Source organism: Mycobacterium sp. (assembly GCF_044370595.1).
GTDB lineage: Bacteria > Actinomycetota > Actinomycetes > Mycobacteriales > Mycobacteriaceae > Mycobacterium.
The window spans coordinates 1-20,755 of record NZ_JBILVF010000048.1 but is presented as its reverse complement, the minus strand read 5'-3'; the positions used below and the strand labels follow the sequence as shown (position 1 = coordinate 20,755).

19 protein-coding genes and 1 pseudogene are annotated in these 20,755 nt (G+C 66.5%); 11 read left to right on the top strand and 9 right to left on the bottom strand.

Annotated features, from left to right (window positions below):
* Window positions 1–29: 29 nt before the first annotated feature.
* Both radA and ADBZ5N_RS08880 read right to left on the bottom strand, forming a co-directional pair.
* Window positions 30–1,424: a DNA repair protein RadA gene (gene radA / locus ADBZ5N_RS08885; protein WP_526257127.1), complete on the bottom strand. Its 1,395-nt coding sequence runs from the start codon at window positions 1,422–1,424 to the stop codon at window positions 30–32.
* 87 nt (window positions 1,425–1,511) lie between these two features.
* On the bottom strand, window positions 1,512–2,030 hold the full coding sequence (locus ADBZ5N_RS08880; RefSeq protein ID WP_526257126.1) for a copper chaperone PCu(A)C domain-containing protein: 519 nt from the start codon (window positions 2,028–2,030) through the stop codon (window positions 1,512–1,514).
* A 279-nt stretch (window positions 2,031–2,309) separates the two neighbouring features.
* On the opposite strand from ADBZ5N_RS08880, the gene carD reads away from it, so the two are divergent.
* Genes carD through rlmB form a run of 5 tightly spaced genes read left to right on the top strand, consistent with a single transcriptional unit; the run spans window position 2,310 to window position 6,318 of the window.
* A complete protein-coding gene (gene carD, locus ADBZ5N_RS08875; RefSeq protein WP_011892341.1) occupies window positions 2,310–2,798 on the top strand; it encodes an RNA polymerase-binding transcription factor CarD in 489 nt (162 codons plus the stop codon).
* Between the two features lie 13 nt (window positions 2,799–2,811).
* Window positions 2,812–3,474, top strand: coding sequence for a 2-C-methyl-D-erythritol 4-phosphate cytidylyltransferase (ispD, locus tag ADBZ5N_RS08870; RefSeq protein ID WP_526257125.1), 663 nt, complete (start codon window positions 2,812–2,814; stop codon window positions 3,472–3,474).
* Window positions 3,471–3,950, top strand: coding sequence for a 2-C-methyl-D-erythritol 2,4-cyclodiphosphate synthase (gene ispF / locus ADBZ5N_RS08865; protein ID WP_526257124.1), 480 nt, complete (start codon window positions 3,471–3,473; stop codon window positions 3,948–3,950). Before ispD ends, ispF begins: the two co-directional genes overlap by 4 nt.
* A gap of 11 nt (window positions 3,951–3,961) precedes the next feature.
* Window positions 3,962–5,368 (top strand): cysteine--tRNA ligase, encoded by a 1,407-nt coding sequence (cysS, locus tag ADBZ5N_RS08860; RefSeq protein WP_526257123.1) that lies wholly within the window; start codon window positions 3,962–3,964, stop codon window positions 5,366–5,368.
* Window positions 5,368–6,318, top strand: coding sequence for a 23S rRNA (guanosine(2251)-2'-O)-methyltransferase RlmB (gene rlmB, locus ADBZ5N_RS08855; protein ID WP_526257122.1), 951 nt, complete (start codon window positions 5,368–5,370; stop codon window positions 6,316–6,318). The genes cysS and rlmB overlap by 1 nt, the downstream gene beginning before the upstream one ends.
* A 29-nt stretch (window positions 6,319–6,347) precedes the next feature.
* Here rlmB and ADBZ5N_RS08850 read toward each other — a convergent pair whose 3' ends face one another.
* The 4 genes from ADBZ5N_RS08850 to kstR all read right to left on the bottom strand — a co-directional run bounded on the left by ADBZ5N_RS08850 (window position 6,348) and on the right by kstR (window position 10,359).
* Window positions 6,348–7,919 (bottom strand): DUF2252 domain-containing protein, encoded by a 1,572-nt coding sequence (locus ADBZ5N_RS08850; RefSeq protein WP_526257121.1) that lies wholly within the window; start codon window positions 7,917–7,919, stop codon window positions 6,348–6,350.
* A gap of 99 nt (window positions 7,920–8,018) precedes the next feature.
* Complete coding sequence (locus ADBZ5N_RS08845; RefSeq protein ID WP_526257120.1) at window positions 8,019–8,939, bottom strand: MBL fold metallo-hydrolase; 921 nt, start codon at window positions 8,937–8,939, stop codon at window positions 8,019–8,021.
* On the bottom strand, window positions 8,939–9,697 hold the full coding sequence (locus ADBZ5N_RS08840) for a LamB/YcsF family protein (protein WP_526257119.1): 759 nt from the start codon (window positions 9,695–9,697) through the stop codon (window positions 8,939–8,941). Before ADBZ5N_RS08840 ends, ADBZ5N_RS08845 begins: the two co-directional genes overlap by 1 nt.
* 53 nt (window positions 9,698–9,750) lie before the next feature.
* Window positions 9,751–10,359: a cholesterol catabolism transcriptional regulator KstR gene (gene kstR, locus ADBZ5N_RS08835; protein WP_526257128.1), complete on the bottom strand. Its 609-nt coding sequence runs from the start codon at window positions 10,357–10,359 to the stop codon at window positions 9,751–9,753.
* A gap of 181 nt (window positions 10,360–10,540) precedes the next feature.
* Here kstR and ADBZ5N_RS08830 point away from each other — a divergent pair, with 181 nt between their 5' ends.
* A complete protein-coding gene (locus ADBZ5N_RS08830) occupies window positions 10,541–12,658 on the top strand; it encodes an acyl-CoA dehydrogenase family protein (protein ID WP_526257118.1) in 2,118 nt (705 codons plus the stop codon).
* A 67-nt stretch (window positions 12,659–12,725) separates the two neighbouring features.
* A complete protein-coding gene (locus ADBZ5N_RS08825) occupies window positions 12,726–14,396 on the top strand; it encodes an alpha-keto acid decarboxylase family protein (protein WP_526257117.1) in 1,671 nt (556 codons plus the stop codon).
* A 16-nt stretch (window positions 14,397–14,412) separates the two neighbouring features.
* Here the strand turns inward: ADBZ5N_RS08825 and ADBZ5N_RS08820 are convergent.
* Window positions 14,413–14,685: pseudogene (locus ADBZ5N_RS08820) on the bottom strand (2Fe-2S iron-sulfur cluster-binding protein); the annotation flags it as partial.
* Between the two features lie 163 nt (window positions 14,686–14,848).
* On the opposite strand from ADBZ5N_RS08820, the gene hsaA reads away from it, so the two are divergent.
* Genes hsaA through hsaB form a run of 4 tightly spaced genes read left to right on the top strand, consistent with a single transcriptional unit; the run spans window position 14,849 to window position 18,437 of the window.
* A complete protein-coding gene (hsaA, locus tag ADBZ5N_RS08815) occupies window positions 14,849–16,033 on the top strand; it encodes a 3-hydroxy-9,10-secoandrosta-1,3,5(10)-triene-9,17-dione monooxygenase oxygenase subunit (RefSeq protein WP_526257116.1) in 1,185 nt (394 codons plus the stop codon).
* 15 nt (window positions 16,034–16,048) lie between these two features.
* The gene (hsaD, locus tag ADBZ5N_RS08810; RefSeq protein ID WP_526257115.1) at window positions 16,049–16,960 is read left to right on the top strand and encodes a 4,5:9,10-diseco-3-hydroxy-5,9,17-trioxoandrosta-1(10),2-diene-4-oate hydrolase; all 912 of its coding nucleotides are present in this window, start codon (window positions 16,049–16,051) and stop codon (window positions 16,958–16,960) included.
* On the top strand, window positions 16,957–17,865 hold the full coding sequence (hsaC, locus tag ADBZ5N_RS08805) for an iron-dependent extradiol dioxygenase HsaC (protein WP_526257114.1): 909 nt from the start codon (window positions 16,957–16,959) through the stop codon (window positions 17,863–17,865). Before hsaD ends, hsaC begins: the two co-directional genes overlap by 4 nt.
* Window positions 17,866–17,870: 5 nt before the next feature.
* Entirely contained in the window at window positions 17,871–18,437 is a 567-nt protein-coding gene (hsaB, locus tag ADBZ5N_RS08800) for a 3-hydroxy-9,10-secoandrosta-1,3,5(10)-triene-9,17-dione monooxygenase reductase subunit (RefSeq protein ID WP_526257113.1), read from the top strand.
* A gap of 34 nt (window positions 18,438–18,471) precedes the next feature.
* Here hsaB and ADBZ5N_RS08795 read toward each other — a convergent pair whose 3' ends face one another.
* On the bottom strand, window positions 18,472–19,260 hold the full coding sequence (locus ADBZ5N_RS08795) for an alpha/beta hydrolase (protein WP_526257112.1): 789 nt from the start codon (window positions 19,258–19,260) through the stop codon (window positions 18,472–18,474).
* Between the two features lie 31 nt (window positions 19,261–19,291).
* The coding region (locus ADBZ5N_RS08790; protein WP_526257111.1) for a glycoside hydrolase family 18 protein at window positions 19,292–20,755 on the bottom strand (1,464 nt) is incomplete at its 5' end.

The following is a 20,755-nucleotide window of genomic DNA, read 5'->3' as shown; positions in this document are numbered from 1 at the left end:
TCCGGCAGGCTGACGACTGACCGCCAGGGCTAGCGAGACGGTGCCGGTGCTGCTGCCGTCGTCAGGGAAAGCACCGCACGCAGCGCATCGTTGATGGTGGCGCATTCCCGCATCCGCAGGCCGGTCGGCGGGGACCCGCACCCGGCCGGTACCACCGCGGTGGTGAAGCCCAGTCGTGCGGCCTCGGCCAGACGGCGGTCCATGCCGGTCACCCGGCGCAGATCCCCGGCCAGCCCGACCTCGCCGAATACCACCAGGGTGGACGGCAACGGGCGCCCCACGACGGCGGAGGCCATCGCCACCGCCACCGCCAGATCGCAGGACGGATCGGTCAGGCGCATCCCGCCGACCGTGGACAGATAGATGTCGAGGGTGTTGACCGGTACCGCGGCGCGTTTGTCCAGTACTGCGGTGATCATTGCGACCCGGGATTGGTCCATCCCGCTGACCACGATCCGACGAGGCGCCCGGTCATAGTTCGGCGCGGTCAACAACGCCTGAATCTCACCGATCAGCGGACGCTTCCCGTCCAGGGTGACCGTGACCGCGGTGCCGGGTACCGGGCTGTCGCGCTGGTCGAGGAACAACCCAGAGGGATCGGCAACGCAGTCAATGCCCTTCTCCTGCATCAGGAAACATCCCACCTCGTCGGCGGCACCGAACCTGTTCTTGACCCCCCGAACCATCCGCAGGGCGGTGTTGCGGTCGCCCTCGAAGTGCAGCACCACATCAACGAGATGTTCCAGCGATCGAGGGCCGGCGATCGCGCCGTCCTTGGTGACGTGCCCGACCAGAACGATTGCCACGCCGGTCGACTTGGCGGCCGCGGTCAGCGCCGCCGTCACAGCGCGGACCTGGGTCACCCCGCCCACCACCCCGTCGGTGTGCCCGGCCGTCATGGTCTGGACCGAGTCCACGATCACCAGGCTGGGGTTCACCGCGTCGATGTGGCCCAGCACGGTCTGGACGTCCGACTCCGCCGCCAGGAAGACCTCATCGTGGGCGCACCCGGTGCGTTCGGCCCGCATCCGGATCTGGCCGGCGGACTCCTCCCCGGAGATGTAGAGCGCCCGCCGACCGCCTTGGGCCCAGCGGTGCGCCACCTCGAGAAGTAGCGTGGACTTTCCGACCCCGGGGTCTCCGGCCAGCAGAGTCACCGATCCCGGAACCACGCCGCCGCCGAGAACTCGGTCCAGTTCGCTGACCCCGGTGGGGTAGTGCCGGGTCTGGTCCGGGTCGATCGCGGTGATCCGGACAGCCGGTGACGACGGTGCCAGGCCATGCTGGGGCGGCACGCCGATACCGGCCAGGGCCGCCGTCTCGTCAACGGTCCCCCACGTTCCGCACTCCGGGCAACGTCCGAACCATTTGGCAGTGACATGGCGGCATTCCGAACAGCGGTACTGCGTGCGAGCTTTGGCCACCCTGGCGACGCTAGCCCGTGGCTACGACAAAACCGCCAATCCCGGAGCCACGTGTTTTGTCCCGTGGCGCCGAGTACGGCCGGCCCCTCAGTCGCGGGCACCCTCACCGGCGGAGATCGGCACCGCAACCGCCGTCGCTCCGGCCTTCTCGAAGTTGAAGGTGAAGTTGTACATCAACCCGTTGGTGATCGGCTCGGTCAGCGTCACGGCTGCCGTCGCGGGTGTCGCGCTGCCCATCGCCTGCACCTCGCCTTTGGGAGCGACGATCAAAGCTCGGCCGGCCGGCACAGACAGGTCGCCGGCAAGGGCGACGGTACCCACATCGGAGGTGATGCTGACCAGCTTGTCGTCGACATCCGGGGACTCATTGGCGGCGAGGAACACCAGCGGCACCGACTGACCGGGCTGGATGAAGTCGCTGGTCTGGACGGCTTGTAGGTGGACGTTGCGCAGCGCGATGTTCTTGGACCCGGCGCTGGTGCCATTGACCGCGGCCTCCTGGGTGGCGGTCTGCGAAATCTGTCCGGCGCCGCAGCCGGTGAGGATCAGGCCGCAGGCCGCTAGCCCTGCGGACGCGGCGAAGAGGCGATTCGAGATGCGGTTCACAGCAGCCTCCTGCTCAGCAGTGCGGTCGGCGCCATCACGTCGCCGCGGTTCGACTATGCACAGTAGTAGGTCGTGCCGCCCCGCGGTAGACAAGGCCGATTACTCGGGCAACCGGCGGGAAACGGGGTCTGCGACGGGGCCGAGTTGAACCAAGCGATACAGACATTTCCCCTGTTGTCAACCCCCTTCGTCCAGCTGTGGTGCCCCTGACCTGCACCGTTGTTCCGCCCCACATTCGACCCCGTGTTAACATTGGCAGGTGAAAGGGGCTCGAATCTGATGATTTTCAAGGTCGGAGACACCGTTGTCTATCCACACCACGGTGCTGCATTGATCGAAGCGATCGAAACCCGGACCATCAAGGGCGAACAGAAGGAATACCTCGTCCTGAAGGTCGCCCAGGGTGATCTGACCGTTCGAGTGCCCGCGGATAACGCGGAATACGTCGGCGTTCGTGACGTGGTCGGCCAGGAGGGGCTGGACAAGGTGTTCCAGGTGCTGCGCGCTCCGCACACCGAGGAACCCACCAACTGGTCGCGCCGCTATAAGGCCAATCTGGAGAAACTCGCCTCCGGCGACGTCAACAAGGTCGCCGAAGTCGTGCGCGATCTGTGGCGCCGTGATCAGGAGCGTGGGCTGTCCGCCGGCGAGAAGCGCATGCTGGCCAAGGCCCGCCAGATTCTGGTGGGTGAGTTGGCGCTGGCGGAGAACACCGACGACGCGAAGGCCTCGACCATCCTTGACGAGGTTCTGGCCGCCGCTTCCTGATCCGACCCGAGAGGTGTCCGACACGGTCGCGGTTGTTCCGGCGGCCGGCTCCGGCCAACGCCTGGGAGCCGGCGTCGCTAAAGCCTTCGTCGAACTGGTCGGCCGCACCATTCTGGAGCGGGCTGTCGACGGCTTACTGGCCTCCGGGGTCATCGACCGCATCATCGTGGCCGTGCCGCCGGAGCGGGTTGACCAGACCGCCGTGCTGCTCGGCAGCCGCGCGCAGGTGGTCGGCGGTGGCGCCGAACGGCACGACACCGTCCGATCGGCACTCGCCGCCGTCGGGGACCCGCACTACGTCCTCGTCCACGACGCCGCCCGGCCGCTGACCCCCATCGAGCAGATCCAACGGGTGGTGGCTGCGCTGCACGCCGGGATGCGGGCCGTCATCCCGGTGTTGCCGGTGGTCGACACCATCAAGGCGGTCGACGCCAACGGAGTGGTGCTCGGAACCCCCGACCGCGGCGGCCTGCGCGCGGTGCAGACCCCGCAGGGCTTCGAGACCGATCTGCTGCGCCGGGCCTACCAGCGGGCGGGATCTTTCGCCGTCACCGACGACGCGTCCCTGGTGGAGAATCTGGGCACCCCCGTCCATACCGTGGCGGGTGACCCGCTGGCGTTCAAGATCACCACCGCGCTGGATTTGCGCCTGGCCCGTGCGGTGCTGGAGTCGTGAACCTGCCCCGCGTCGGTGTCGGTACCGACGTCCATCCCATCGAGGCCGGCCGGCCCTGCTGGCTGCTGGGGCTTCGGTTCGACGGCGCCGACGGCTGCTCCGGGCACTCCGACGGTGACGTCGCGGCCCACGCCCTGTGCGATGCACTGCTCTCGGCGGCCGGCCTCGGCGATCTCGGTCAGGTGTTCGGAATCGACCGCCCCCAGTGGCGTGACGCCACCGGCGCCCGGATGCTGACCCACGTCCGGGATCTGCTCACCGCTGCCGGATTCAGCATCGGCAACGCCGCCGTCCAGGTGATCGCGAACCTTCCGAAGGTCGGGCCGCGGCGCGACGAAGCCCAGCGGGTGCTCTCAGATCTGCTCGGGGCGCCGGTGTCGGTGTCGGCGACCACCACCGACGGACTGGGGTTGACCGGCCGCGGTGAGGGAAGGGCTGCGATCGCGACGGCTCTGGTCATGCGGGCCGCCCGGTAAGCTGCCACGTCGTGACCACCCCCGGCCTGCGCCTGCACGACACCTACTCCGGTGTCGTCCGCGACTTCGTGCCGCTGCGGCCGGGACATGCGTCGATCTACTTGTGCGGAGCCACTGTGCAGGGCCTGCCGCACATCGGTCACGTTCGCAGTGGGGTGGCCTTCGACGTGCTGCGACGTTGGCTGTCGGCCAAGGGCTTCGATGTCGCGTTCATCCGCAACGTCACCGACATCGACGACAAGATCCTCACCAAGGCCGCCGAGGCGGGCCGGCCGTGGTGGGAGTGGGCCGCCACCCACGAGCGGGCGTTCACCGCCGCCTACGATGCCCTCGGCGTGCTGCCGCCGTCGGCTGAGCCCCGCGCGACCGGTCACATCACCCAGATCGTGGACCTCATCGAACGCCTCATCTCCACCGGCCACGCCTATGCCGGCGCCGGTGATGTCTACTTCGACGTGCTGAGCTTCCCTGATTACGGCAAGCTCTCCGGTCACCGCATCGACGATGTGCATCAGGGTGAGAGTCTGGCCGCCGGCAAACGCGACGAGCGCGACTTCACCCTCTGGAAGGGCGCCAAGCCCGGCGAGCCGTCCTGGCCCACCCCCTGGGGCCGCGGCCGGCCCGGCTGGCACTCCGAGTGTGTGGCAATGGCCCACGAGTATCTCGGTCCGGAATTCGACATCCACTGTGGCGGAATGGATCTGGTTTTCCCGCACCACGAGAACGAGATCGCCCAGGCGCGCGCCGCCGGCGACGGGTTCGCCAACTTTTGGCTGCACAACGGCTGGGTAACCATGGGCGGGGAGAAGATGAGCAAGTCGCTGGGCAACGTGCTGGCGATTCCGGCTGTGCTGCAACGGGTCCGGGCCGCAGAGCTTCGCTACTACCTGGGCAGCGCGCACTACCGTTCCATGCTGGAGTTCACCGAGACGGCCTTACAGGACGCCGCCCGCGCCTATTCGGGGATCGAGGACTTCCTGCACCGTGTCCGCACCCGAGTCGGCGCGGTGACACCGACCACCTGGACCGAGAAGTTCTCCGCCGCAATGGACGATGACCTCGCGGTACCCGCCGCGCTGGCCGAAATCCACGCCGCGCGAGCCGAAGGCAACCGCGCCCTGGAAACCGGTGATCACGACACCGCCCTGGCCCGTGCCGGTGAAATACGTTCGATGACAGCGATTCTCGGTTGCGATCCTCTCGACGATCGCTGGGAGACCCGGGATGAGACAGCCGCTGCGCTGGCCGCTATCGGCGTGCTGGTCGACGCGGAGTTGCAGCGGCGCGAAGAAGCCCGTCAAGGTCGGGACTGGGCGGCGGCCGACGAGATCCGCGACCGTCTGAAGAATGCGGGTGTGGACGTGACCGACACCGCCGACGGCCCCCAGTGGGCGCTACTGGACGGATACACCACCTGATGGCCGGTAACTCCAAGCGTCGCGGCGCGGTCCGCAAAGAGGGCACCAAGAAGGGGCCGAAGGTGGGCTCCGGCGGTATCCGAAGGCGGGGACTCGAGGGGCGCGGCGCCACCCCGCCCGCGCATATGAGGCCGGGGCATCCGGCGGCGCGCAAGGCCGCCGCCAAGGCCCGTAAGGCAGCCGGCAGGCCGGCGGGGAAACCGGCCGACGAGACTGAGATGGTGCTCGGCCGCAATCCGGTGCTGGAGTGTCTGCGCGCCGACGCGCCGGCCTCCGCGCTCTACGTGGCGTTGGGCGCTGAGGCCGACGAACGGCTGACCGAGTCGGTGACGATGGCCGCCGACCGGGGCATCCCGATCCTGGAGGTGCCACGCAGCGACCTGGACCGGATGAGCTCCAACGGTCTGCACCAGGGCATCGCACTGCAGGTGCCGCCGTACGCCTACGTCCATCCCGACGACCTGCTGGCCACCGCGACCGGCGACGTGCAGCCCACACTGCTGGTGGCCCTGGACAACATCTCCGACCCGCGCAATCTCGGCGCGATCATCCGGTCGGTGGCGGCCTTCGGCGGCCACGGAGTGCTGATCCCGCAGCGGAGATCAGCATCGGTGACCGCGGTGGCCTGGCGGACCAGCGCCGGCGCGGCCGCCCGCGTGCCGGTTGCCCGGGCCACCAACCTCACCCGCACCCTCAAGGAATGGGCTGAGGCCGGTTTGCAGGTGGTGGGTCTGGACGCTGCCGGCGACACCACCCTGGATCAGTTCGACGGGTCCGGCCCGCTGGTCGTGGTGGTCGGCTCGGAGGGCAAGGGATTGTCGCGGCTGGTGCGGCAGAACTGCGACACGGTGGTGTCCATCCCGATGGCAGGGCCGACGGAGTCGCTCAACGCCGCGGTGGCTGCCGGAGTGGTTCTTGCCGAGGTGGCCCGCCAGAGGCGCGCCCGCTAGATCTGACTCGTGGCGGGTGCCTGCGCAACCTAGCTTCGCAAACTCGGGAATTCCCCGTTCCGGAAGGCGTCGGCGAACAGGCGGTGGTCGTCGCGCGTGCGCTGCGCATAGGCCTCCGACCACTCTGTGACCGCCTTCTTGAACTCGGCCTCCTTGCCGGAGAAGCCGGCCAGGATCGCCTTGTCGGCGGAACCGGTGATCAGCCGCTGATCGCTGTCTTCGTCGGAAACGCAGTGAATCTTTGCGACCACCCGCCCGAGATCTTTGACCAGCGCTGAAAGTTCGTCGAACTTGTTGATGTCGTCCCACTCGGGCGAGGCACCGTAGGGCGAAACCTCACTGACCAAAACGCCGGCGCCATCGAATTCGGAGTAGCCCAGCCATCGATCAGCGTGTGGGGCCTGCAGGGCGCGTCGGGAAATCGCCGCGCGCTGCCCTTGATTCTTGAAGTGGTCCTTGATGTTCTGATCTTCAACCGCTATCGCCACCGCAGAGGGCCGGGACTGCTTGACCGCCAGGATGACGTCATTGTCCAGGGCCTCGTCGGACCCGCCCAGCAACAGCGAGTACATCCGGAGCCCGGCCGACCCGATGCCGAAGCCCTGGGTGGCCGTGGCGTCCATGATGCGATAGTTGTCGTCGGTCAGCCGAAGCTGCTGCGGAACGCTCTGCAGATAGTTCTTGAAAGTCGTGTCCAGGGCCGACCGGGTCTGGTCGTCGATCGTCGAGTTGACCTTGTCGCGGATGAACTTTCGTTCACCGTCATTGATCTCGGTGAGATTGTCGAGTAGCGCCAGGCGGGTCTGCTCACGCGCCGTACGGAGGACTTCTTGGACCACGCCTTGGGTGTTGTCGAGGGTGAGTGCAAAGTTCTTGTCGTCGGTGCTATCGGCGAATCGTTTGACCTGGCCGGTGTAGCTGTCGACGAAATCTCCGATGAGAGAACGGATTTGGTCGTCAGCGAGCGCCTTGTCGTAGCCGATCAGCGCCAGACTTGTGGTGAAACGTTTCACGTCCCAGATGTAAGAACCGACGTAAGCTTCGTCGAAGTCGTTGACATCGAAGATCAGTCGGCCGCGGGAGTCGAGATAGGTGCCGAAGTTCTCGGCGTGCAGATCACCTTGGATCCAGACCCGACTTGCCTCCTTGGTGACGAACGGATCAGGCGCCTCGCCGGCGAGGTCGGTGTAGTAGACAGCTGCGCTGCCGCGGTAGAACGGGAACGCCCCGGCGGACATCTTGCGGAACTTCCCCTGCCACGCCGTGGACTGGGCACGCATCTGCTCGCCGTAGTTGGTCTCGAAGACGTCGACCAGGTACTTCTGCCGGGCGGCGTTGGCCGTCCCGTCGCAATTCGCAGCAGGCGACGCCCCGTTGCTTCCCACCGCGGGCGGCGCGGCACCCGATGAGCCGGTCGGGGCGTTTGAGGCAGTCTCTGCGACCGGAGCCTTCGTGCCCGCGCACGCGGCGGCCAGCGAGGACACTGCCGCGGCGCCACCGACCATCGCGATGCTGCTCAGGAGCTTTCGCCGGGATATGAGGTCTCCGGAGTCCGGAGCGGGGGCGCCCGGAGCAGGGTCGAGCCTCTTCTGATCGGCCATGGTGGTTGAACCTCTCTGGGCGCTGCGGTTATCCGCGGCGCCAATTTTCACACGGCGGCCGTGGCGATGCTTGATATTGCGGTCATCGGCAAAAGCCACTCACGCCCAGGGGTCGCCGCGCTGCCACAGTGCCGGCAGATGTAACGCCACGCCGTCACGTTCGGCCAGCGCGGTGAGTACCCGCATCGTGACGTCCAAGTCGTCACCGGCGTACGGTAACGCCCGCAATGGTTCGGTCAGCGGCCGGAAGAAGTCGTCCCAGTGGATCAGCACAACCCGGCGGGCGCCTACCGCACGTACCGTCTCGTTCCAGTACGTCCGGATGTAGAGCTCCGGCTGCAGACCCAGTTGGCCGATCCCGAGGTAGGTCACCTCAGCGTGACGGCCGGCCAGCGCGCCCGGGACGAAGCCGGCACTGCCCTGAATCAGCATTCGCCGACCGCTCGGCCGGTGTGCGATCAACGTCGACCACGTCTCCCCGCACCGGTAGGCCGACGCCCTGGCCGGCGGGACGAGCGGGGCGGTGATCACACCGGGGTAGCGGTCCGGTGGGCAGTGGTGCGAGTTGATGAGCGTCACCTCGAAGGCGCCCAGTTCAATTGCCGTCCCCGGGGTGGCCATTACGATCCGATCCTCGGAAAAGCTCTGGCCTCGTGCGATATTGGCTGCCGACTGCCCGCCGACGACACAGGCTCCGGTGCGTTGAGCGACGACCGCACTGTCCAGTGCGTGGTCGTAGTGGGTGTGTACCGGCAGCACGGCGTCGAGGCGTCGGATACCTGCCCGGCTCAGCGCGGCTTCGATCCGGGGAATCGACGGCGTCAGCTTGCGGGCCGCCACCTCGACCAGGCTCGGGCGGGAGAAGAAACCGTCGGTCAGGACCGCCGAGTTGCCATCGTCGATCAGCAGCGTCGACACCCCCATCCACACCACACCGAGAACAGCGCCGTCGGAGGCGGTCGGTACGTCAAAGTTGTACCGGTACCGGTCGATATCAGGACGACCGAATTTCAGGCGCATCAGGTGAATGCCGCCAATCCCACCCCGCTGCTCAACAACCGGTCGCGCACGGCCGCGGCGATCCCGACCGCGCCGGGTGAATCACCATGGACGCACACAGACTCCACTTCAATGCTTATGTGAGTACCGTCAGACGCGGCGACAGTACCCGACTCCACCATGGTCAAAACTCGACTCGCGATCTCCTCAGGGTTGTGCAGCACGGCACCGGTCTCGTTGCGGGGCAACAGCTTGCCGTCCGGTTGATAGGCCCGGTCGGCAAAGGCTTCAGCCACCGTGCGCAACCCGAGGCGGCGAGCCTCCTCGAAGAACACCGAACCGGCCAGCCCCAGCACCGGCAGACCCGAGTCCACCGCGCACACGGCCTCGGCGACGGCGCGAGCCTGCTCACGGTTCGTCACGATTGTGTTGTAGAGCGCACCGTGGGGTTTGACGTAGTCGAGGGCAGCCCCTGCAGCGCGGGCCAGTGCCTGCAACGCGCCGATCTGGTAGATCACGTCGGCGGTCAGTTCGGCCGGAGCCACCTCGATCTGGCGGCGGCCGAATCCGGCGAGGTCGAAGTAGCCCACCTGTGCGCCGATTCGCACCCCCCGTTGGGCTGCGGCGTGGCAGGTCCGCGCCAGACCGACCGGATTGCCGGCGTGAAAGCCGCAGGCCAGGTTTGCGCTGGTGACGATATCGAGCATGGCGTCGTCGTCGCCGAGTTGCCACACCCCGAAGCCCTCGGCGAGGTCGGCATTGAGATCGACGCTTGCCACGTTTTCCAGACTAGGCCGGTCGACCGCACCGGGTCGCCCCCGGGCGAGTCGGGTTACTGGTCGCGACGATCGTCGCCGATCAGCAGTCGAACGGCGAGATCGAGGCGCTTGCTCACGTCGTTGGCCGAGGCCCGGCGGGTCAGCCATGCCAGCAGATTCGACAGCCAGACATCGGAGATCACCCGGGCGATGTGGTACTGGTCCTCGGTGGGTTCTCCGTCGCTCATGGCGCGGGCGAACATGCTGTCGATGATCTTCTCGACGTGGTCCACCTCGCCGGCCGCCGAAGCGTCGGCGAATACGTAGGCCCGGGTCATCGCCTCGGTGAGCAAGGGGTTGCGCTGCATGGCGCGGTTGAGCTTGCTGACCATGGAATTCAGCCGCTGGTAAGGGGTTCCGCCGGTGACGGCTGACCGGTCGGTCTTGGCGTCGATGCGTTCGAATTCGCGGCCGAGGGCCGAAACCAGGAGATGAACCTTCGAGGGGAAGTAACGGTAGAGGGTCCCGACCGCCACATCTGCCCGGTCGGCGACGGCGCGCATTTGAACCGCTTCGTAACCGCCCTTGGAGGCGATGGCCAGCGTTGCGTCCAGGATGCGTTTACGTCGCTCACGCTGGGCTTCGGAGCCCAATTCCGACTCGGTGAGCACGGAAACCGGCATCACCTCCCGCGGTTGGGACCCGCCGGACTTCGGCGCGGGCGACGACTGCGCTGGCGACGACACTGATGGCACTCCTTCTTGGCGGTGTGACCGCTGTCGACTTGACGGTTCATCGCTGGCACTATTAGAACACGTTCTAGTAAGCCCGACACGGTAGAAGACCCCGACTTGAGGAGCGCAGGTGTCCGCCTCCATCACCGACGAGCGGTTAGCCGCGCGTGATCTGGTTCGCAGTTGGGCGGCGGGTTCCGGCGCTCCCGCCTCGATACGGGCCATCGAGCACGGGGATCCGGCGGCGTGGCGGGTGCCCTACACCGGCATCGCCGAGTTGGGTCTGTTCGGGATCGCCGTCGACGAGAAGGCCGGTGGGGCAGGCGGATCGGTCGAGGATCTGTGCGCCATGGTGGAGGAGGCGGCCCGGGCTTTGATTCCGGGTCCGGTTGCGGGCACTGCCTTGGCCACCCTGGTGGTGACCGACAGCGAGGTGTTGGAGGCGCTGGCATCAGGACAACGCACCGCAGGTTTTGCACTGGCCGGCGATCTCCAGGAAGCGGCCGGGCGGATTTCAGGTTCGGCGGACTACGTACTCGGCGCCGACGCTTCCGGTGTACTGCTGTTGCCGGTGGGCGAACACGTGGTGCTCGTCGACGCCGAAGATCCGGCGGTGAGCGTGGAGCCACTGGCGGCGGCTGACTTCTCCCGTCCTCTGGCCCGGGTCAGGCTGGAGGGTGCCACGGTGACCCGACTGGCCGTCGGCCGCGACTGGTTCGAGGATCTGGCCGCCACAGTGCTGGCCGCCGAGGCCGCCGGGGTCGCCCGCTGGACCCTGGACACCGCCGCCGACTACGCCAAGGTTCGCGAGCAGTTCGGCAAACCGATCGGCAGCTTCCAGGCTGTCAAACATCTGTGTGCCGAGATGCTGCTGCGGTCCCAGCAGATTTCGGTGGCCGCCAGTGACGCTGCGGCGGCCGCGGCGGCCGCCGCCACGGGCGAGGACGAGCGACAACTCTCGATAGCGGCCGCGGTGGCCGCTGCGACGGGAATCGACGCGGCCCGCGCCAACGCCAAGGATTGCATCCAGGTGCTCGGCGGCATCGGGATCACCTGGGAGCACGACGCCCACCTGTATCTACGCCGCGCGTTCGGAATCGCCCAGTTCCTCGGCGGTGAGTCTCGGTGGCTGCGCCGGGTGGTGGATTTGACGGTCGGAGGCGTCCGACGGGATCTGCGCATCGACCTCGACTCGGTGAACCACCTGCGCCCGGAGATCAGCGCCGCGGTGTCCGACGTGGCCGCACTTCCGGTGGCACAGCGGCACGTGGTGCTGGCCGACACGGGCCTGCTGGCGCCGCACTGGCCCAAGCCTTACGGCCGGGATGCGTCCCCGGCCGAACAACTGCTCATCGACGCCGAACTGTCCAACGCCGGCGTCGTCAGACCCGATCTTGTCATCGGCTGGTGGGCGGTGCCGACCATCCTCGAAGCCGGAACACCGGAGCAGATCGGGCACTTCATCCCGGCCACCCTGCGCGGGGAGATCGTCTGGTGCCAGCTGTTCAGCGAGCCGGAAGCCGGGTCGGACCTGGCGGCGCTGCGGACCAAAGCCGTTCGCACCGAGGGCGGCTGGAAGCTGAACGGCCAGAAGGTGTGGACGTCGGCGGCGCACAAGGCCGACTGGGGGATTTGCCTGGCGCGGACCGATCCGGACGCCCCCAAGCACAAGGGCATCACGTATTTCCTGGTGGATATGCGGTTGCCGGGCATCATGATTCGCCCGCTGCGCGAGATCACCGGCGACGAGTTGTTCAATGAGGTGTTCTTCGACGACGTCTTCGTCCCCGACGACATGGTGGTGGGCGCGGTCAACGACGGTTGGCGGCTGGCCCGCAGCACGCTGGCCAGCGAGCGGGTCGCGATGGCGCACGGAACCGCGTTGGGTAACCCCATGGAGCAGATGTTGGGCTCCCTTGCCGACCAGCAGTGGGACCCGGCCTTGGCAGACCGGCTCGGCAAGCTGCTGCTGGCCGCCCAGGTCGGTTCGCTGCTCGACCACCGGATCGCGCAGTTGGCGGTCTCGGGCCAGGACACCGGTGCCGAAGCAAGCGCCCGCAAGCTGATCGGTGTGCGGTACCGGCAGGCGCTCGAGGAATTCCGGATGGAACTGTCCCCCGGTGCCGGCATCGTCGACAACGACGCCGTGCAGAGCTTCTTGAACACCCGCTGTCTGTCGATCGCCGGCGGAACCGAGCAGATCCTGCTGACCATGGCCGCTGAACGGTTGCTGGGCCTGCCGCGCTGACATTGGTCGGCCGCGCATCTGACTGATTCTCGAAACCGACTGCCTGAATCCTGCTAGCTTGCGCGCCATGAGTCAGCCCACCGTTGCCGAGTACACCCTGCGGCGTCTTGCCGCCCTAGGCATCGATCGGGTTTTCGGAGTTCCCGGTGATTACGCCTTCAGCGTCAACGACGCCGTCGAAGTGGTCGACGGCCTTCAGTGGGTGGCGTGCGCCAACGAACTCAACGCCGCCTACGCCGCCGACGGCTACGCCCGCGTCCGCGGCGCGGCGATCCTGTCCACCACCTACGGTGTGGGCGAGTTGTCCGCCCTCAACGGTGTGATGGGATCCAAGGCGCACCGGCTGCCGGTCTTCCACATCGTCGGGATGCCCAGCGAACGCATCCAGCACCTTGGCCTGATCACCCACCACAACCTCGGCGACACCAGATACGACCGTTTCCAGGACATCTCGGCGTCGGCCTGCTGCGTATCGGCCAGGCTGACCCCGGACAACTGCATCGACGAACTCGAGCGGGTCATCCGCGAGGCGCTGCGCCAGTCGATGCCCGCCTACATAGTGATCTCCGAAGTCAACGGGCTCATGCCGGTGATCGGCAGGCCGGTTCGGGGCGAGCGGCTTGGCAAGGTCAAGCGGCAGCGCAGCGACGATACCGAACTCGCCGCCGCCGTCGAGGCGATCCTGACCAAGCTCGCCGCCGCTGGCAATCCGGTGGCCACCATCACGGCGCTGACCGCTCGCTACGGCGTCGCCGACAAGGCCGTCAAGTTCGTCACCAAGGCGAACCTGCCGGTGGCGGTCACCAGTTATGACAAAGGCGTGGTCGACGAGTCATTGCCGCAGTACATCGGCCTGTACGCCGCGGGCTCCTCCCAGCCCCCGGCGGTCCGGGAGATCGTCGAGCAGGCTGACCTGATCCTCGACATCGGCGGGGTCATGCTCACCGAACTCAACACCGCACTGTGGAGCGCGGTGCTCGACACCGACCGGGCGATCTGCATCCACGACAACTGGGTGCGCTCCGGGTCGAACGTCTACCTCAACGTCGCCATCGACGACCTGCTCACTGCCATCACCCGGAAGGTCAAGCCACGCGGGCGCCCCGACGCTCCGCCCTACGGCGAGTTGGCGATGACGGGATCGGGATCCGATCCCACCAGTTCGGCCACTTTCTACCCGCGCCTGCAGCGGCGGCTGCGCGCCGGCGACACCCTGGTGATCGAGACCGGCACCTGCATGCTCCACCTCAACGGGATGCGGCTGCCGGCCGGCGTCGACGCCCAGGCCCAGGGACTGTGGGGGTCGATCGGCTGGGCCACCCCGGCCACCCTCGGTGTCGCGATGGCCAAGGCCAACGGGCGGACCTGGCTGGTCACCGGAGACGGGTCGCACCAGCTGACCTGCAACGAGCTTGCCGTGATGGGCCGCTACGGGGTCACGCCGGTGATCTTCGTCCTCAACAACGGCCTCTATGGCATCGAGGACATCATCAGCGAGCGTGGCCACGGCTACGACGACCTGGCCCCGGTCAACTACCACCGGCTGCCCGAGGCGTTCGGCTGCACGGGCTGGCTGACGGCCAAGGTCGGCACGGTCGCCGAACTGGACAAGGCGCTCGACGATATCGAGAGCCACAACGGTGCGGCCTATGTCGAGGTGATGATCCCCGACGAGGAGAGCCAGCCGTTCCCCGATGCGGCGATCGACCGGGCCTACAAGCTGCGGACCCCCCGTTAGGGAAGGGCTGCCCGGTTCAGTCGTAGGTCACCTCGACCGAATCAGTCTTGGGCCGCGACTGGCAGGCCAGGATCAAGCCCTCGTCCAGATCGTCGGGTTCGAGGACGTCGTTGGTCTCCATGTCCACCTCGCCGCTCACCAGCGTCGTGGCGCAGGCGCCGCAGTGGCCTTCCCGGCACGAGTACGGCGCCTCGATCCCCTTGTCGAGCAGCACGTCGAGCAACTTCTGGTCACGGGGCCACGACACCGTGTGGGTCTGTCCGTCCAGGTGCACCACGGCACTTGCCGGGTTGTCGCTGCTCGTCACCAGACGACCGATCCTTCCAACTAACTAGAACGCGTTACAGAAATGACAATACGGTGAACTACCTGCTGCTAGCTCGGTCTGCTCGACACAAATCGTAACGTGTTCTAGTCTGAGGTGCAGTTAACGCACACCCCGGAGGCATGCAGTGACGTCCATTCAACAGCGTGACGCGCAGACGGTTCTGGCCGCCATCGACGACCTGCTGCCCAAGTTGCGGGAACGCGCCCCCGAGGCTGAGCTACTGCGTCGGCTGCCGGATGAGAACATCGCCGATCTCGACGAGGCCGGCTTCTTCAAGATGCTGCAACCGGAACAGTGGGGCGGCTTGCAATGCGATCCCACCCTGTTCTTCGAAGCGGTCCGCCGGATCGCCAGCGCCTGCGGTTCGACCGGTTGGGCCGGCGGAATCCTCGGCGTCCACAACTGGCATCTGGCCCAGTTCGACCAGCAGGCCCAGGAGGACGTCTGGGCTGATGACCCAACCGTGCGGGTGTCCTCCTCGTATGCGCCCATGGGTGCTGGAGTGGTGGTGGAGGGCGGCTACCTGGTCAACGGCACCTGGCTGTGGTCCTCGGGATGTGACCACGCGAGTTGGACCTTTGTCGGCGGTCCGGTGATCAAGGACGGCCGCCCGGTTGACTTCGGCAGCTTCCTGATGCCGCTGGGCGACTACCAGATTCGCGACGACTGGCATGTCGTCGGCCTGAAAGCCACCGGTAGCAACACCCTGATCGTCAAAGACGTATTCGTACCCCGGCACCGGTTCCTGTCCTACGGCGCCATGAACGACGGGTCCGCGGGCGGACTCAAGACCAACTCCGCATCGGTGTACCGGATGCCTTGGGGCACGATGCATCCGACCACCATCTCCACTCCGATCGTCGGCATGGCATATGGGGCCTATGACGCCCACGTCGAACATCAGGGCAAGCGGGTTCGGGCTGCCTTCGCCGGTGAGAAAGCCAAGGACGATCCATTCGCCAAGATCCGCATCGCCGAGGCCGCCAGCGACATCGACGCCGCATGGCGGCAGTTGAAGGGAAACCTCGCCGAGGAGTACGCGCTGCTCTGCGAGGGCAAGCAGGTTCCCATGGAGTTGCGGGCCCGTGCTCGGCGCGATCAGGTCCGGGCCACCGGCCGGGCCATCGCCTCCATCGACCGGCTTTTCGAGGCCGCCGGCGCCACCGCACTGAACAATGACCAAGCCCTGCAGCGGTTCTGGCGCGACGCGCACGCCGGACGGGTACACGCCGCCAACGACGCCGAACGGGCCTACGTCATGTACGGCAACCAGGAGTTCGGGTTGCCGCTCGGCGACACGATGGTCTAGGGGCCTCGCCACCCCATGACGTCGTTCATCCGCGAAGCCCAATCCCAGCAAGACGCTCAACAGGACATCACCTTCGAGTCCACCTCCCGCTACGCGCAGGTGCGGGCCGGTGAACGCGATGTTCGGTTGCACTACCACGAGGCCGGCGAGGGCCACGATCAGACCGTGGTGCTGCTGCACGGCGGCGGCCCCGGTGCCTCCAGCTGGTCGAACTTCGGTCGCAACATCGCCGTCCTTGCCCGGCACTTCCATGTGCTGGCCGTTGACCAACCCGGTTACGGGCACTCCGACAAGCACACCGAGCACGAGCAGTACAACCGGTACAGCGCCAACGCGGTCTTGGCACTGTTCGACCACCTCGGCGTCGAACAAGCTGCGCTGGTGGGTAATTCGCTGGGCGGCGGCACCGCGGTCCGGTTCGCGCTGGACAATCCCGACCGGGCCGGCCGGCTGGTGCTGATGGGCCCCGGTGGCTTGAGCGTCAACCTTTTCGCACCCGACCCAACCGAAGGTGTGAGGCTGCTAGGCCGGTTCACCGCCGACCCCACGCGGGAGAACATGGAACGCTTCCTGCGGATCATGGTCTACGACCAGAAACTCATCACCCCCGAACTGGTCGACGAGCGTTTCGCGATCGCCAGCCAGCCCGAGTCGCTGGCGGCCGCCCGGGCGATGGGTAAGTCATTCGCAGGCCCGGACTATGAACTCGGCATGATGTGGCGAGACGTCTACAAGCTGCGCCAACGGGTGTTGCTGATCTGGGGCCGCGAGGACAGGGTCAATCCGCTGGACGGTGCGCTGGTGGCGCTCAAGCAGATTCCCCGGGTTCAACTCCACGTTTTCGGGCAGTGCGGCCATTGGGCCCAGGTGGAGAAATTCGACGAGTTCAATACGCTGACCATCGACTTCCTCGGGGGCGGGGCATGAGCATCCGGTCCCTGGGCTATCTGCGCATCGAGTCCACCGACGTCCCGGCCTGGCGTGAATACGCCCTGAAGGTTCTGGGAATGGTCGAGGGCAGAGGCGCAACCGACGGCGCCCTGTACCTGCGGATGGACGACTTCCCCGCCCGGCTGGTCATTGTTCCCGGCGAGCACGACCGGCTCTCCGAAGCAGGCTGGGAGTGCGCGAACGCCGAAGGGCTGCAGAGCATCCGCAAGTCTCTCGACGTTGAAGGTGTTCCGTACAAGGAGGCCACCTCGGCGCAACTGGCTGATCGCCGGGTCGACGAGATGATCACTTTCAGCGATCCGTCCGGCAACCGGCTTGAGGTGTTCCACGGTGCCGCACTTGAGCATCGCCGGGTCGTCAGTCCGTACGGCCACAGGTTTGTCACCGGTGAGCAGGGGCTGGGCCACGTGGTGTTGTCCACCCGCGACGACGCCGAGGCACTGCACTTCTACCGCGATGTGCTCGGGTTCCGGTTGCGCGACTCGATGCGCCTGCCGCCCCAGTTGGTTGGCCGGCCCGCCGACGGCCCGCCGGCATGGCTACGGTTCTTCGGCTGCAACCCCCGACACCACAGCCTGGCCTTCCTGCCGATGCCCACGCCCAGCGGCATCGTGCACCTGATGGTCGAGGTGGAGGGCAGTGACGACGTGGGGCTGTGCCTGGACCGAGCGCTGCGGCGCAAAGTTCCGATGTCGGCCACGCTGGGCCGGCACGTCAACGACAAGATGCTGTCGTTCTATATGAAAACCCCGGGCGGGTTCGACGTCGAATTCGGTTGCGAGGGGCTCGAAGTCGAAGACGATGGCTGGATCGCCCGGGAGAGCACTGCGGTCAGCCTGTGGGGCCACGACTTCAGCGTCGGTTCCCACCGCACCCAGTAGCGCGTATGCCGGCTGAGCCGATCGACCCGCGCACGTTCCGTCAGGTCCTCGGGCAGTTCTGCACCGGGATCACCATCATCACGACCATGCACGAGGACGTGCCCAACGGCTTCGCCTGCCAGTCTTTCGCCGCACTATCTCTCGACCCGCCCCTGGTGCTGTTCTGCCCCACCAAGGTGTCCCGGTCGTGGCAGGCCATCGAGGCCAGTGGCCAGTTCTGCGTCAACGTGTTGACCGAGAAGCAACGCGACATCTGTGCGCGCTTCGGTTCCAAGGAACCCGACAAGTTCGCCGGGGTGGATTGGCACCTCTCACCGCTGGGTTCACCGGTGCTGGCCGGGTCGCTGGCCCACATCGACTGCACGGTTCATTCGGTGCACGACGGCGGTGACCACTTCGTGGTTTTCGGAGCCGTGCAAGCACTTTCGGAGGTCCCGGCGGTCAAGCCCAGGCCGTTGCTGTTCTACCGCGGGGAGTACACCGGCATTGAACCGGACAAGACCACCCCCGCGCAGTGGCGCGACGACCTCGAGGCCTTCCTCACTACCACCACACCCGACACCTGGCTGTAGTGAACCTCCCGCGAGCAGACGCAAACCGCACGATTTAGGGCTTTTCAGTGCGACTTTGTGTCTGCTCGCCGATGAAGGCGATGATCGCGGCGGTCACCTCGGCGTGCGTGGTGTCGTTGAGGACAGCGTGGCGGGTGCCGGCGAATTCCTGATAGCGCAGGGCCGGGATCTGCTCGGCGTAGGCACGGACCGCCCCGGGGTCGGCGATCGGGTCGATTTCGCCGTGTACCGCCAGGGTCGGAACCGTCAGCTTGGGCAATTCGGCGCCGAATCGGTCCCAGCCCCGGTCGAGTTCGCGGGTCAGGTTGCGGCTGTCGGCGTTGGTCAACGCCAGCGGGTCGTTCTCGATGAGGTCCAGATAGACCGGATCGGTGGACAACCCGGCCACGTCGAGGTTCATCGCGGTGTTGAGGTCGACCAACTCCGCTATCGGCACCAAAGGCGCACCGGAGATGATCCCGGCCCGGTACCGATCCGGGTTCTCCAGCAGCCGGAACAACGTCACCACCGCGCCGTAGGAATGTCCCTGTGCCACCAGCGGAACGCCGGGCGAGTGCGACTCGGCCAGTTTGGTCAGCGCCTCGGCCAGCGCCGAGCTGTCCTCCAGGGTGCCGAACTGCCCGCGCTCACCGGGGGACTGTCCGTGCCCGAGCTGATCGACGGCCCACAGGTCGATGCCGGCGGCGTTCAACGCAGTGCCGTATCGGTCATACAGCCCGGTGTGCTCGCCGAATCCGTGCAGGAAGATCACCGCGGCTCTAGGGTCGGATGCCGACCAGTGGCGGTAGTAGGCCTGGCCATGGTCGTCGTCAAGGTAAGGCATGCCGACCACCCTATGTCCCAACGGGCTTCAGTTAGTCGTCGAACGGGTCGAGGAGCCGCGTGTAGACGAGGTCCTGATCCTGGTATTCCCGCAGAATCTTCGGTTCCAGGACGACCTTGCTCCTGATCGTGTCGGTGACGCTACCGTTGAAGTCGATCCGCAGCGCGCCGGTGGTCGGGTCGATGAGACCGCCGATCGCCTTCACGGGAAGCTCTGGCGGCACGTACGTGACGTTCAGCGTGTTGTTCGGATTGATCAGGAATTCTCCGATGTAGGTGTCGCCCGTGTAGAGAAGTCCGTTCTTCACGGTCCGGTCGGCAACAGGCGTGAACGACATTGTGACGGAGGTATTTCCACCCCCGGGGGTCCTGGTGGTCTCCAGTTCGCGAACGGCCGGCGTTCCGGTCTGGTAGGTCACCAGCAGCTGCGGGTTGTAGGAGGTGGTGTTGTAGCTGGGCCGGTCCCGGCCCAACGACCAGAATGACAACAGCCCGACGCCGTTGTCGAGCGCCCACTTCAGCACGGTGGGATCCGGGCCCACCCCGCCCACCTGGGCGGGGGTGATGGCCTCGACGGCGGCGCCGTCACCGGGCTGGAAGCCCTCCGGCGTGGCGCCCGGTACGTAGAGGGTGTCGTCCTGGCCGACCATGAGCGTCACGCCCAGCTTCTGGAATGCTTCGGCGCGGGTCTTCGCCAAGCCGTAATCCACCAGGTAGTCGACGGCGCCTTTGATCGGGAAATTCTTATCCACGGTGATGCCCGTGTCGGCCTCCCCAATCAGCATGTCGACCATGTTCGCTTCTTCGTTGAGCATGTACTGGTAGGTGGCCGGACCGTAGTCGAACGCCATCATGTTCCAGGTGCTGACGTCCAAGCCGATCTGGCCGGCCGCCTGAATGAGTCGACCCGGGTCGACGGTCGGGGCCCAGCCGGTGTTGGGGCCGATGGGCAGGACGTAGGAGAGTTTCATCCCGGGGAAGGTGTTCTCGTCCTGGAAGGCCTTGAAGACCCGGTGGCGCTGGTTGTTGATCCCCAATTGGCCGATGGCCAGGGCCGGGCCCTCGATGTCGAGATCGAAGTGGCGGATGCCCATGTCGTAGAAATACTGGATGGCCTCCCGATAGGCGTCTTTCATCCGCACGAAACCGGCCTCGATGCCGTAACTCAGATCGGTGGTGATGTCACCGTAGTTTGGGGTCATATCGTCGGTGAACTCGAAGGTGATCGTGTTTCCGTCCGGGGCGATAGACCCGTTCTTGGCTTTGGGAACGATGTAGGTCGCCTGGTGGGTGAAGGTGAACGCCCCGGTCTCCTCGACCACGTACAGGTCGGTCACGCCGCCGTTGATCTTGATTCGTCCGCTGACGCTGCCGGGTTCCATGGTGGCGAAGTCGATCGGCTTGTCCAGTGTGACGGTGACGAATTTCGAGCCCGTTCCTGTGATCGGAGCGCTGGTCAACGCCGCGGCTTCGCCATTGAGCTGACCTACCTCCAC

Bases quoted from the DNA above. Each gene is read 5' to 3' on its own strand.
- hsaB (WP_526257113.1), top strand. From the start codon at position 17,871: ATGCCGGCTGAGCCGATCGACCCGCGCACGTTCCGTCAGGTCCTCGGG.
- ADBZ5N_RS08845 (WP_526257120.1), bottom strand. From the start codon at position 8,939: ATGCGCCTGAAATTCGGTCGTCCTGATATCGACCGGTACCGGTACAAC.
- hsaC (WP_526257114.1), top strand. From the start codon at position 16,957: ATGAGCATCCGGTCCCTGGGCTATCTGCGCATCGAGTCCACCGACGTC.
- carD (WP_011892341.1), top strand. From the start codon at position 2,310: ATGATTTTCAAGGTCGGAGACACCGTTGTCTATCCACACCACGGTGCT.
- kstR (WP_526257128.1), bottom strand. From the start codon at position 10,359: ATGCCGGTTTCCGTGCTCACCGAGTCGGAATTGGGCTCCGAAGCCCAG.
- rlmB (WP_526257122.1), top strand. From the start codon at position 5,368: ATGGCCGGTAACTCCAAGCGTCGCGGCGCGGTCCGCAAAGAGGGCACC.
- ADBZ5N_RS08795 (WP_526257112.1), bottom strand. From the start codon at position 19,260: ATGCCTTACCTTGACGACGACCATGGCCAGGCCTACTACCGCCACTGG.
- ADBZ5N_RS08850 (WP_526257121.1), bottom strand. From the start codon at position 7,919: ATGGCCGATCAGAAGAGGCTCGACCCTGCTCCGGGCGCCCCCGCTCCG.
- ADBZ5N_RS08825 (WP_526257117.1), top strand. From the start codon at position 12,726: ATGAGTCAGCCCACCGTTGCCGAGTACACCCTGCGGCGTCTTGCCGCC.
- hsaD (WP_526257115.1), top strand. From the start codon at position 16,049: ATGACGTCGTTCATCCGCGAAGCCCAATCCCAGCAAGACGCTCAACAG.